This is a genomic window from Flavobacterium sp. P21, from assembly GCF_050632225.1.
GTDB lineage: Bacteria > Bacteroidota > Bacteroidia > Flavobacteriales > Flavobacteriaceae > Flavobacterium.
The window spans coordinates 1,915,995-1,928,617 of the sequence record NZ_CP192585.1 but is presented as its reverse complement, the minus strand read 5'-3'; the positions used below and the strand labels follow the sequence as shown (position 1 = coordinate 1,928,617).

General features: G+C 34.7%; 10 protein-coding genes, 1 tRNA gene and 4 pseudogenes. All 15 read left to right on the top strand.

Features of this window, described 5'->3' with window-relative positions; genetic code table 11:
- Positions 1-33: 33 nt before the first annotated feature.
- The 15 genes and pseudogenes from ACQ9BO_RS09575 to ACQ9BO_RS09505 all read left to right on the top strand — a co-directional run bounded on the left by ACQ9BO_RS09575 (position 34) and on the right by ACQ9BO_RS09505 (position 12,261).
- Positions 34-1,356, top strand: coding sequence for a glycoside hydrolase family 3 protein (locus ACQ9BO_RS09575; RefSeq protein ID WP_431244524.1), 1,323 nt, complete (start codon positions 34-36; stop codon positions 1,354-1,356).
- Between the two features lie 176 nt (positions 1,357-1,532).
- Positions 1,533-2,116: pseudogene (locus ACQ9BO_RS09570) on the top strand (peroxiredoxin).
- 223 nt (positions 2,117-2,339) lie between these two features.
- Positions 2,340-2,648, top strand: coding sequence for a thioredoxin family protein (locus ACQ9BO_RS09565; RefSeq protein ID WP_008462030.1), 309 nt, complete (start codon positions 2,340-2,342; stop codon positions 2,646-2,648).
- Between the two features lie 66 nt (positions 2,649-2,714).
- Entirely contained in the window at positions 2,715-2,972 is a 258-nt protein-coding gene (locus ACQ9BO_RS09560) for a DUF6952 family protein (RefSeq protein ID WP_008462029.1), read from the top strand.
- Between the two features lie 399 nt (positions 2,973-3,371).
- Complete coding sequence (tpx, locus tag ACQ9BO_RS09555; RefSeq protein ID WP_431244523.1) at positions 3,372-3,869, top strand: thiol peroxidase; 498 nt, start codon at positions 3,372-3,374, stop codon at positions 3,867-3,869.
- 13 nt (positions 3,870-3,882) lie between these two features.
- A pseudogene (locus ACQ9BO_RS09550) lies at positions 3,883-4,258 on the top strand (diacylglycerol kinase).
- A 13-nt stretch (positions 4,259-4,271) separates the two neighbouring features.
- A pseudogene (locus ACQ9BO_RS09545) lies at positions 4,272-6,727 on the top strand (DNA translocase FtsK).
- Positions 6,728-6,734: 7 nt separating this feature from the next.
- On the top strand, positions 6,735-7,427 hold the full coding sequence (locus ACQ9BO_RS09540) for a LolA family protein (protein ID WP_132987534.1): 693 nt from the start codon (positions 6,735-6,737) through the stop codon (positions 7,425-7,427).
- A gap of 135 nt (positions 7,428-7,562) precedes the next feature.
- Complete coding sequence (locus ACQ9BO_RS09535) at positions 7,563-8,363, top strand: LptF/LptG family permease (RefSeq protein WP_431244522.1); 801 nt, start codon at positions 7,563-7,565, stop codon at positions 8,361-8,363.
- Positions 8,364-8,374: 11 nt separating this feature from the next.
- Entirely contained in the window at positions 8,375-8,887 is a 513-nt protein-coding gene (locus tag ACQ9BO_RS09530) for an LptF/LptG family permease (RefSeq protein ID WP_431244521.1), read from the top strand.
- A gap of 2 nt (positions 8,888-8,889) precedes the next feature.
- A pseudogene (gene ribB / locus ACQ9BO_RS09525) lies at positions 8,890-10,019 on the top strand (3,4-dihydroxy-2-butanone-4-phosphate synthase).
- Between the two features lie 3 nt (positions 10,020-10,022).
- The gene (locus tag ACQ9BO_RS09520; RefSeq protein WP_431244520.1) at positions 10,023-10,421 is read left to right on the top strand and encodes an acyl-CoA thioesterase; all 399 of its coding nucleotides are present in this window, start codon (positions 10,023-10,025) and stop codon (positions 10,419-10,421) included.
- A gap of 151 nt (positions 10,422-10,572) precedes the next feature.
- Positions 10,573-10,657: transfer RNA gene (locus ACQ9BO_RS09515), tRNA-Ser, on the top strand.
- A gap of 285 nt (positions 10,658-10,942) precedes the next feature.
- Entirely contained in the window at positions 10,943-11,221 is a 279-nt protein-coding gene (locus ACQ9BO_RS09510; protein ID WP_431244519.1) for an Arm DNA-binding domain-containing protein, read from the top strand.
- A 14-nt stretch (positions 11,222-11,235) separates the two neighbouring features.
- Entirely contained in the window at positions 11,236-12,261 is a 1,026-nt protein-coding gene (locus ACQ9BO_RS09505) for a site-specific integrase (RefSeq protein ID WP_431244518.1), read from the top strand.
- The last annotated feature ends 362 nt before the right edge of the window (positions 12,262-12,623 follow it).

Below are 12,623 nucleotides of genomic sequence, written 5' to 3'. Positions count from 1 at the left end.
CCACTTCTAATCAGTATTGATGCAGAATGGGGATTGGCCATGCGTATCGAAAAAACACCGCAATATCCGTATGCAATTACGCTTGGCGCTTTGCCAGAAAGCAAATCAAAATTGGTTTATGAAGTTGGAAAACAAATTGGTTTGGATTTAAAAGCGGCCGGAATTCAGTACAATTTATCGCCTTTGGCAGACATTAATAACAATCCAGATAATCCCGTTATTGGTTATCGCTCTTTTGGTGAAAACAAAGAAAAAGTAGCCGATTTTGCTGTCGAATATTTAAACGGAATGTCAGAAGTTGGAGTTTTAGGATGTTTGAAGCACTTTCCTGGACATGGAAATACGAATGTCGATTCACATTTAGGATTGCCGGTTTTAAAGGAAACTTTAGAAGAATTGATGGAAAACGAATTGCATCCGTTCATCAAAGGAATTGAAAACAATGTTGATTCGATTATGATTGGGCATTTGGCTGTTCCAAGTTTAAATGATGGAAAAGATACTTCAGCGACGTTGTCAAAAGCAGTAATTCAAGATCTTTTGCGCGATAAATTAGGTTATGATGGTCTAGTAATTTCTGATGCTCTAAATATGCACAGCGTTTCTAAATTGTACGAAACCAAAGGACAATTAGAATGGGAAGCTTTTAACGCAGGAAACGATGTTTTATGTTTTGCCGAAAATGTTCCCGAAGGAATTGAAGCGATTTATAAAAACGCTTCACCAGACCGAATCGAAGAAAGCTTTAACCGAATCATGAAAGCTAAAGAAAAAGCAGGAATTCTTTCTGGAAATACCGGTATTTCGGGCGAATTAAATTTCGAAAAAACATCAAAAATAAACTTAGAAATTGCTCAAAATGCGATTACCAAACTTATAGACAACGCAAGTTCAGAATTGGCTTTTGAAGCTCAGAAAAACAACAAATTAGCCAAACTGAGTTTATATAAAAATACCGAGAATACATTCTTCAAAACTCTAAATTCAAAATTACCTTCGCCTGAATTTGCTTTTGAAAATTTAGAAGTTTCCGATATTTCATCCATAAAAAAAGAATTAGAAAATTTTGAAACGATTATCATTTCATTATTTGTTCCAAAAGCAAAACCGCTGAATAATTTCGAAATTGACAATGAAGTTTTAGACTTGCTTTCTGACTTACTACAAACTAAAAAATGCATTGTTTACGTTTTCGGAAATCCGTATTCTTTACCATTAATTCCGAATCTTAAAAAGGCTTCAGGATTAATTGAGGCGTACCAAGATTTTGAAGTGTTTCAAAAAACAGCAGGAGTTCAATTTTTAGAAAAAAATATTTTCAATGGCGCTCTGCCAGTAAATATTGACATTCAATAAGTTAAAACATCAAATAACCAAAATTTATCAACTTATAAATTTTTATAATCACATCTTATTGTAAGAACCTGTACTTATGCCCTACTTTTGCGGCAAATAAATATTTAACGTAAAACGAAAATTATGTCTTTAGTAGGAAAAAATTCCCAAGTATTGCAGTAGATGCTATCTCAGAAATGGGTGACAATTTAAAAATCAACATTTTTGAAGAAGCAGTAAACAACAATAAAAAAGTACTTTTATTTTGGTACCCAAAAGATTTTACTTTTGTATGTCCAACTGAATTACACGCCTTTCAAGCCGCATTACCAGAATTCGAAAAAGAAATACTATCGTAATTGGTGCTTCTTGCGACACAAACGAAGTTCACTTTGCTTGGTTAAATACTCCAAAAAACAATGGTGGAATCGAAGGTGTTACTTACCCAATCTTGGCTGACACTAACCGTAACTTAGCTAACATTTTAGGTATTCTTGATATCGAATCTACAAGCTACAGTGAAGATACTGATTCAGTTATCATCGAAGGTTCAAACGTAACTTACAGAGCTACTTACCTAATCGACGAAACTGGAAAAATCTTCCACGAAAGTGTAAACGATATGCCATTAGGACGTAACGTAAACGAATACTTAAGAATGGTTGACGCTTACACTCACATTCAAACTAAAGGTGAAGTTTGTCCTGCAAACTGGGAAGCTGGTAAAGAAGCTATGTCTGCTGACAGAATCAGTACTGCTGAATACTTAAGCGCTAATTAAGTCGCTAAGATACTAAGGTTCTAAGTTGCTAAGTTTTTAAACTTAACTTTTGAATCTTAAATACAATTCTACAATACAAAGTCAAGAGATTCTAAGGTCAAACTTAGATCTTAGAATCTCAATGACTTAAAAAAATCAAAATAAATCCACACAAAGTTATTCGGTTCGAGAGCAAACTTAGCATCTTAGAACCTTAGCAACTTAGTGTCTAAAAAATAAACTTATGTTAATCGACTTAAACGAAGATACGTTAGCAGATTTAGTTGCTAAAAACGAAAAAGTAGTAGTACAATATTCAGCTTCATGGTGTGGAAATTGCCGTATTATGAAACCAAAATTCAAAAAATTAGCAACAGAAAATGAAGCTATCACTTTTGTTTTGGTTGATGCTGAAAATTCTCCTGAGTCTAGAAAATTAGCTAATGTGAGCAACTTGCCAACATTCGCAACTTTCGTAAACGGACAATTAGTTGGCGAAACGCAAACCAACAAACAAGAAGTATTAATTGACTTAGTAAACGCTATTGTTTAATTGGTTATTTGTTTATTCGTTTAATCGATTAAACAAAAAAACGATTTAACGCTTAAACAAAAAATTATGAAATTACCAGTAATTAAGCATTTAACGCAATTCATCGAAGAAAACGATCAGGATTATATCATTGAAACGATCGAAGTTCTAGAAGCGATGACCGAAATTCCTTCTCTTAAAGATGAAGAACTAGACGTTATCGGCGAATTGATTTCGAACATGTACGGCGCACTTGAAGTACAAAAACTTGTGGCTCAAGGAACTGATAAAAAAGAAGCTTTAAACACGTTTATGAAACGTGTTTTAGGCTCAATCGATAAATAAATCGGCCTCTTTTTCAAATAAAAAACAAAAAAACATGACTGAGAAAGCGTTTCTATTTTAGGGACGTTTTTTTTGTTTTCAGTCTCAGTGGCAGTTTTCAGTCTCTGTTTTGACATAATCTTTGTCAGGCTGAGCGGAGTCGAAGCCAACGCAAAGCAATTCGACAAAGATTATCAATTTAAATTGTGGATTGACTTACGCGGGCTTCGACTCCGCTCAGCCTGACAAGCGTGACGCAAATCTAAAATCTACCTGTTAAAAACTAAAATTATGAGATAAATTCGTGAATCCGTAGCCATCAAAAAACCACTCTTAATCTCTCCTTAAACCCATAACAAATACTTTTAGATTCAAATATTAATCCTTACTTTTGAGCCTCATTAATTTTAAACAAAAATCATGGCTACAATAACTTTAGGAGGAAATCCAGTTCATACATCAGGTGAATTACCAGCAATTGGATCACAATTAGCTGACTTCAAATTAGTTCAAAACGATTTATCTGTTGCTTCATTAAGCAATTTTGCAGGTAAAAAATTAGTTCTAAATATTTTCCCAAGTGTGGATACAGGAACTTGCGCAACATCTGTTAGAAAATTCAATGCAAGTGCAAGCGGATTAGAAAACACTACAGTTTTATGTATTTCAAGAGATTTACCTTTTGCTCAAAAACGTTTTTGTGGTGCTGAAGGTTTAGAAAATGTAGTAAACTTATCAGATTTCCAAACTGGTGCTTTCGGAAAAGCAAACGGATTAGAAATCGTTGACGGACCTTTAGCAGGTTTACACTCAAGAGCAATCATTGTTGTTGACGCTGACGGAAAAGTTCTTCACACAGAACAAGTTGGAGAAATCGCAAACGAACCAAATTACGAAGCGACATTAGCGGCATTATAATATTTTCCTATAAATGGAGTTTCAAAAAGATAATACATTTGTTACAGGTCGGTTAAAAAGCATGACTTATGCTTTTAATGGAGCTGTAAAATTGATTAAAACAGAACACAGCATTATGGTTCAATTCTCACTGGGAATTATCATGACGATAGCTGGCTTCTATTTTCATATTTCACAAACCGAATGGCTATGTCAAACCTTAGCCATTGGTTTAGTTTTAGCTGTTGAAGGATTAAATACAGCTGTTGAAAAAATTGCCGATTTTATTCATCCTGACTACAGCAAACGAATTGGATTTATTAAAGATATTGCTCGCCGGAGCGGTATTTTTTGCCGCAATGACTGCAATAGCAATTGGCTTAATTATTTATATCCCAAAATTTATATAGGCGAAACGCAAGAATGGCAAAAGCAAAAAAAGAAACTGCAGACAAAAAAACAGAATCAAAAGTCGAGAGTATTAGGTCTTGGAAACTAACCAAACAACAAAAGTTTGTTTTGGGATGTCTTCTGATACTCTTTTCAATCGCATTATTAGTTGCGTTTATTTCATTTTATGTTAACGGACAATGGCAGACCGACCAAAGCGCTGTCAACAGTCTTGGAGACCGAGATGAAGTAGTAGAAAACTGGCTCGGAAAATTCGGGGCTTATCTTGCTGATCTGATCGTTTATCGAGGTTTCGGAATAGCATCTTTCATTTTTGTTCGTCTATTTTTCTTAACCGGACTTTTTTAGCATTAGAGCTTTCGACCAAAAAACTAAAAAATACTTGGTTCTGGGATTTATTTGCCTTGATTGTTGTTTCTATTCTTTTTGGTTTTTTCGCTACGTCAGCACCGGAATTAGGAGGAACGATTGGCTATGAATTAAATCTTTTCCTTCAGGATTACATCGGAAAAACAGGAACTTTATTAACCTTGCTTTTCGGACTGATTGTTTATTTGATTTTCAAAATAAAAGTATCGCCTGAAAAAATTCAGTCTTATTTTGATTCGACAAAAAAGGAATTCAACTCTGAATTAGAATCAATAAAACCAATTCAGCCACAACAACCGCAACAACCTGAAAGCGCTTATAATTTAGAAGAATTTGCAATTGAGGAAGAAGATCCTGAATTGGACAATATTCACCTAAAAACCGTTGACAGTCAATTTGAAATCAACAAAGAAGCTTTAAAACCAACCATTTCACACTCATCAGAAATTGACCTGAGTCCGGTTTTAAAACCTATTACACCGTCTACTCCGCAAGTCATTCCAACGCACGACGAAGCATTTGTAATCGAAAAAGCAGAAGAAGAAGATATTATTGAAGAAAATCTAGCTTCTAGATTAGTTGCCGATTTTGGTTTGTTTGATCCAACTTTAGACCTTTCAAATTATAAGTTCCCAACTATCGATTTATTAAAAGAATATTCGACTGGCGGAATTACAATCAATCAAGAAGAATTAGAAGAAAATAAAAACAAAATTGTAGATACACTTCGTAATTACAAAATTGAAATTGCCCAGATTAAAGCAACCGTTGGACCATCAGTAACTTTATATGAAATTGTTCCAGAAGCCGGAATTAGAATTTCGAAAATTAAGAGTTTAGAAGATGATATTGCCTTGTCATTATCGGCTTTAGGAATTCGTATTATTGCACCAATTCCAGGAAAAGGAACTATCGGTATCGAGGTTCCGAACAAAAACCCAACCATGGTTTCCATGAAAAGCGTTATTGGAGCAACAAAATTCCAAGAAGCTGAAATGGAATTGCCAATTGCTTTAGGAAAAACAATTTCTAACGAAACTTTTGTTGTCGATTTGGCCAAAATGCCTCACTTATTGATGGCAGGTGCTACGGGACAAGGAAAATCGGTTGGATTGAATGCTGTTTTAACTTCTCTTTTATACAAAAAACATCCTGCAGAAGTAAAATTTGTTTTGGTTGACCCGAAAAAAGTGGAGCTTACGCTTTTCAATAAAATTGAAAGACATTATTTAGCCAAACTTCCTGATACAGAAGATGCTATTATTACTGATAACGCAAAAGTTGTAAATACTTTAAATTCACTTTGTACCGAAATGGACAATCGTTATTCTTTATTAAAAGACGCGATGGTTCGTAACATTAAAGAATACAACGAAAAATTCAGATCAAGAAAATTAAACCCAGAAGCCGGTCACCGATTTTTACCATACATTGTTCTGGTTGTCGATGAGTTTGCCGATTTGATTATGACAGCAGGAAAAGAAGTCGAAATTCCTATTGCGCGTTTAGCTCAGTTGGCTCGTGCTATTGGTATTCACTTGATTATAGCAACACAAAGACCATCTGTAAACGTAATTACAGGTTTAATTAAAGCCAATTTCCCTGCCAGAATTGCCTTTAGAGTAACTTCAAAAATTGACTCAAGAACGATTTTGGATACTCAAGGAGCTGATCAGTTGATTGGACGAGGAGATTTATTATACACAAATGGAAACGACGTTGTGCGTGTTCAATGTGCATTTATTGATACGCCAGAGGTCGAAAAAATTACGGATTTTATTGGTGGACAAAAAGCGTATGCCACGGCTTATTTACTTCCGGAGTTCATCGGAGAAGAAAGTGGCATCAATCTTGATATAGACATTTCCGAAAGAGATACCCTGTTTAGAGAAGTCGCTGAGATTATTGTCAATGCACAGCAAGGTTCTGCTTCGTTACTGCAAAGAAAATTAAAACTAGGCTACAACAGAGCCGGAAGATTGATCGATCAATTGGAAGCGACCGGAATTGTTGGTCCTTTTGAAGGCAGTAAAGCTCGAAGCGTAAACATTCTAGATTTAAGTGCTCTTGATCAATTTTTTAATAATGAACAAAATTAACCCCATCATGAAAACGAAAATTCAGGAAATCAGAAACAATTCTATCACAAACATGACTAAAAAGTGTCTTCAAATTGCAACTATATTGCTTTTGAGCTTCACTTCTATTCAGGCTCAGGATAAAAAAGCCAAAGATTTATTGAACGAAGTAACAACTAAAATAAAAAGTTACGATAATATTGTGATCGACTTTAAATACTCTTTGAATAATGCTAAAGAAAACATTAATCAAGACAGTAAAGGAAATGTAACAATGAAGGGAAATCAATATGTATTGAACTTCATGGGAGTTACTAAAATATTTGACGGACAAAAAACATACACTATCAATCCTGAAGACGAAGAAGTTACTATTTCTAAAGTAAATGAAAAAGATGACAATGCTATTACGCCTTCTAAAATGCTCACTTTCTTTAATTCTGGATACAAATACAATATGGATATTGTTCAGAATGTTAAGGGAAGAAAAATTCAATACATAAAATTAGTGCCAACTAGTGGTAAAGACCAAAGAAAAGAAATTCTTTTAGGAATTGACGTTCAAACAAAACACATCTATAATTTGATTGAAACTGGAAAAAACGGAACAAAAACGACTTTAACCGTTAATTCTTTTAAAACCAATCAGCCTTTATCAAAAAATCAATTTACCTTTGTAGCGAGCAAATATCCAAAATACTACATCAACAAATTAGATTAATTACGGGTTGAAAATTTTAGACAAATACTTACTAAAAACATTCTTGATTACGTTTACTACGGTATTCGTAATCCTTTTTTTATATTCATTCTTCAAACGGTCTGGCTTTTTATCTCAGAGCTTGCAGGTAAAGACTTGGATTTGATTCTGATTGTAAAATTCCTATTATTCTCGATGCCAAGGATTATTCCGTTAGTTTTACCACTATCGGTTTTACTGGCTTCGATTATGACTTTCGGAAATTTAGCCGAGAATTATGAATTTGCGGCGATGAAATCTTCAGGAATTTCACTTCAGAGAGCAATGCGTATTTTGATTGTATTTATCTTTGTTTTAAGTATTGTTGCTTTTTGGTTTGCCAATAATGTCATTCCGTATGCGGAATACAAATTCGTTAATTTCCGAAAAAATATTGCTCAAGCGAAACCTGCAATGGCAATCGCCGAAGGACAATTTAACGATGTCGGATTTTACAATATCAAAGTAAATAAAAAATCAGGCGAAAACGGAAACATCTTAACAGGAGTTACAATTCATGAAAAGAACAACAATATTGGTGAAAACAAAACTGTCATAAAAGCCAAACACGGTAAATTAATCAGTAATGAAAAATCAAGTATTTTAAAATTGGTTTTAAATGACGGTTATTATTACCAAGACGTTACACCAAAAAAATATGAAGATCGCGCCAAAATACCATTTGTAAAAGCCTCTTTTAAAAAGCAAATCATCAATATCGATTTGTCTGAATTAAACAAAGTTGACGATGACAAAGAAAGCGTAAATAGCACAAACGGAATGCTAAATGTCAGCGAATTACGCTATACTTTAGATTCTTTAAGCAAAAATCTAGACAATGAAATAATTTCTTTTTCAGAAAATATCAATCAACGAGTGGGAATCAAAAAATCCCTATTCCGACAAAAACTGACATAAAGAAAAAGCAAATGCCTAATGATCTTTTGTCATTATATAATACAAAACAAAAGGTAGATATCTTAAAAATGGCCAACAGCAATGTATCCAGCAATATCTATTCAATCGAGGCAACTCAAAAAGATTTAAAAGACAAACAACGCGAGATTAACAAACATCTAACTGCATTGTATGAGAAGTTTGTGATTGCTTTTGCGTGCTTTTTAATGTTTTTTATTGGAGCTCCTTTAGGCGCAATCATCCGTAAAGGAGGATTGGGATTGCCTATCGTATTTGCAGTTTTGATTTTTATTACTTTCCACTTTATCAATACTTTTGGGAAAAGACTTTCGCAAGAAGGCGGTATGACTCCTTTTATGGGATCATGGATGTCATCTTTCATATTATCACCATTGGCAATTTTATTGACCTATCGTGCAACAAACGACAATGGTTTAATAAATTTTGATGCAATCACAACGCCAATTTCTCAAGCATTTCAGAAAATTTCCGAGCGATTTTTTCCCGCTCAAAACAAACAATAATTATGTCAGCAAAAATACAACTAAATACCATTGAAGAAGCTATAGAAGATATTCGTCAAGGTAAAGTGATCATTGTAGTCGATGATGAAGATCGTGAAAACGAAGGTGATTTTTTGGCGTGACCGAAAAAGTAACTCCAGAAATGATTAACTTCATGGCCACACACGGACGCGGATTAATTTGTACACCACTTACAGAAAGTCGTTGCAAGGAACTTGATTTGCGTGCCATGGTAACTAACAATACAGATCACATGGAAACTGCTTTTACAGTTTCAGTTGATTTGAAAGGCAACGGAGTTACAACTGGAATTTCTGCGGCAGATAGATCAAAAACGGTTCAATCCTTAGTTGATCCAAATACAAAACCACATGACTTAGCACGTCCTGGACATATATTCCCATTAATTGCAAAACAAGGTGGTGTTTTAAGAAGAACTGGACATACTGAAGCCGCAATTGATTTTGCAAGATTAGCAGGATTCAAACCTGCTGGCGTTATCTGCGAAATTTTAAATGAAGACGGAACAATGTCGCGCCTGCCTCAACTTATTGAAGTAGCGAAAAAATTCAACTTAAAATTAGTTTCGATTGAAGATTTAGTTGCCTACAGAATGCAACATGACAGTCTGATTGTAAAAAAAGAGGATTTTGATATTGAAACTCGTTTTGGAACATTCAGATTAAGAGCTTACGAACAGACAACCAACAAGCAAATTCATATTGCGTTGACTAAAGGAACATGGAATTTAGGCGAGCCAATCTTAACTAGAATCCACTCTTCACAAGTTAACAATGATTTACTTGGCACTTTGACAAACAATGCAGAACAGCAATTAGACGATATGTTTAAAGTTATTAATGAAAATGGCAAAGGAGCTATTATTTTCATTAATCAAGATATGACAGCCGTTAACCTATTGAATAGAATTTCTGAACTTAAAGCGCTACAGTCAGAAGGAACGTTAAAAGCACCAAAAGTGATTATTGATAGCAAAGACTACGGAATAGGAGCTCAAATTCTTCATGATATTGATATCTCAAAAATTAGATTAGTTTCAAATACTCAGCAAACAAAACGTGTTGGTATGATTGGCTACGGCCTTGAAATCACAGAGTACGTAAACTACTAATTTATGGGGACAATTGAAGAAAGAATCATAAAATCTGAGACTCGAATTTTTAAAGCCGTTTTTCCAAGTACAACCAATCATTATGACACTTTATTTGGAGGAACAGCGCTTCATCTAATGGATGAAGTTGCTTTTATTTGTGCCACACGTTTTAGCCGCAAAAAAGTAGTAACGATTTCAACTGGTCAAATCGATTTTAAAAAAGCAATTCCAGCTGGAACTTTGATCGAATTAGTGGCAAAAGTTGTTAGTGTTGGAAACACGAGTTGCAAAATCCATGTCGACATCTTTATGGAACAAATGTATTCTGAGCTTCGCGAAACGGTAGTTTCTGGAACTTTTTCATTTGTTGCAGTTGACGAAAACAAAAAATCAGTTCCTATTTTAGATGATTTAGGATAATTTTTCAAAAAAGCTCAATTTCAGAAATACTGATAATTAGACACTTGAAAATTATTTCAAAAAAGTTTCAAAAAAACTCCAAAAAAAGTTTTGAGAACCGAAAAACCGTCTTATATTTGCACCCGCAATCAGGCACTGATAGCAACATACTGGAGAAATGGCAGAGCGGTCGAATGCGGCAGTCTTGAAAACTGTTGACTGTAACAGGTCCGGGGGTTCGAATCCCTCTTTCTCCGCTGAAGGCTTAAAAACTAAAGGATAGCAATCTTTACAAAGTTTTCAAAAATGCCTATAAAGAGCGGTAAACCCTGCAAATCCAACGATTTTCAGGGTTTTTTCTTTTATACCGCTTTTCAATATTTATAAAATCGAACAAAAACTTTGTGGCGCATTCGTGGCGCATTTTCAAAGTTCAAATCTGCGCCACAAAATTTCATCTTAAGTCCCGATATCAAAGGGGTTAAGTACGTTTACATCTTGTTTAAATGAGGTTATAATTCTACATTTACTAATCTAATAAGTTGAATTATGCTAGAGAACAGCTTTGGGTTGATTTTCTTTTGAAAGCACCCCGCCACAATGAGAGTAACATTAGAAGTGTTTATTTCAGGATAACCGTTGACGGAATCCCGAAAGAAGCATCCACCAGACGCCAGTGGGACACTGAGCGCTGGAACAAGAAAACCGAAAGAGCAACAGGCACAAAAGAAGATGCAAAGTCCCTGAACTTTTTCTGGATTCACTCACTGCGAAAATCCATGAAATCAAAGCCGAAATTATGTACACCGGAAAACCTATAACTTCCCAAAAGATCATGGACCATGTCATGGGAAGAATAACTCCTAGAGCCAGGGTACTTGAAGAATTTCAAAAACACAATGATGAATTGAAAGCCCTGATTGGAAACGGATATACAGCGACTACATTGGAGCGGTTCAATATTACTAAAAATCACTTAACGGCTTTCATTAAATCTAAATACAATAACAGTGATATTGAATTTGCTGACTTAAATTTTGAATTCATAAAAGACTTTGAATTCTATCTTCGTACCGTAAGGAAATGTGCAAATAATACCACACTAAAATACATTTCCAATTTCAAGAAAATTGTAATACGAGCAATCGATAAAGAAATCATTATCAAAGATCCATTTAAGAATTTTAAAGGAAAGAAAACTAAAATTGTAAAGAAGCCTATATCTGCAAAAGAATTGGCTGAACTGGAAAGACGCGAATTTTCGACTGACCGGCTCAATACAGTGCGTGATATTTTTATTTTCCAGTGTTATACTGGACTTGCTTATATTGATGCATTTCAGCTTCAGAAAGCTGACATAAAAGATGGCGTCGACGGAAATCAGTGGATTTTATCTGAGAGGCAGAAAACAAATTCGACGGCAAGAATCCCGCTTCTTCCAAAGGCGATCGATATTCTTGAAAAATACAAAGATCATCCACTCTGTCTTAAGCGAGGAACTGTACTGCCCGTTTCTTCTAATCAGAAAATGAATGAATACCTCAAAGAAATTGCTTCATTGTGCGGTTTTCCGTTCACACTTAATACACATATGGCACGCAGAACTTTCGGAAGCACGGTAACATTAAACAATAATGTACCCATCAACGTAGTAAAGGAAATGCTTGGACATTCTTCAGTAAAGCAGACTGAGTCTTACGCTATAACAGAACAAGCGACGATAGGTCGAGAAATGTCTGTTCTAACTCATAAACTCAATCAGCAAAAACCTGAGCTTTCTCAAGAAGATTTGAGTACCCTTGAAAAACTAGAAAAAGAAATTCAATTGATTAAAAATAAATATAAAATCGCATCACTTTAGCATAAAATTGAGTTCTAACTAACATCCGACATTATAGAGCTATCAACCTAAGTTTTGATTCACATATTAACTTCTCTAACATGTTAAAATGATACCTCATAGGTTCCAATACTGCTCTCCCCACGGAAAGGCCGAAAAGCCTGAAAATTTAAAGTTTTCAATCTTTTCAAAAAGCCATAAAAAATGTCTGAAGACCTGCAAATTCAAGGATTTGCAGGTTTTTTGCTTTTAAGAGCTATCTTCAAAATTTATAAAAGTGCACAAAACAAAAGGTGCAGAATCGGTGCACTTTCCAGTGGCCCGAAAAAGTGCACCAGAAAAGGCAATAATCCCAGCACTGGCAAGGGGTAAAGAAGGTTAAC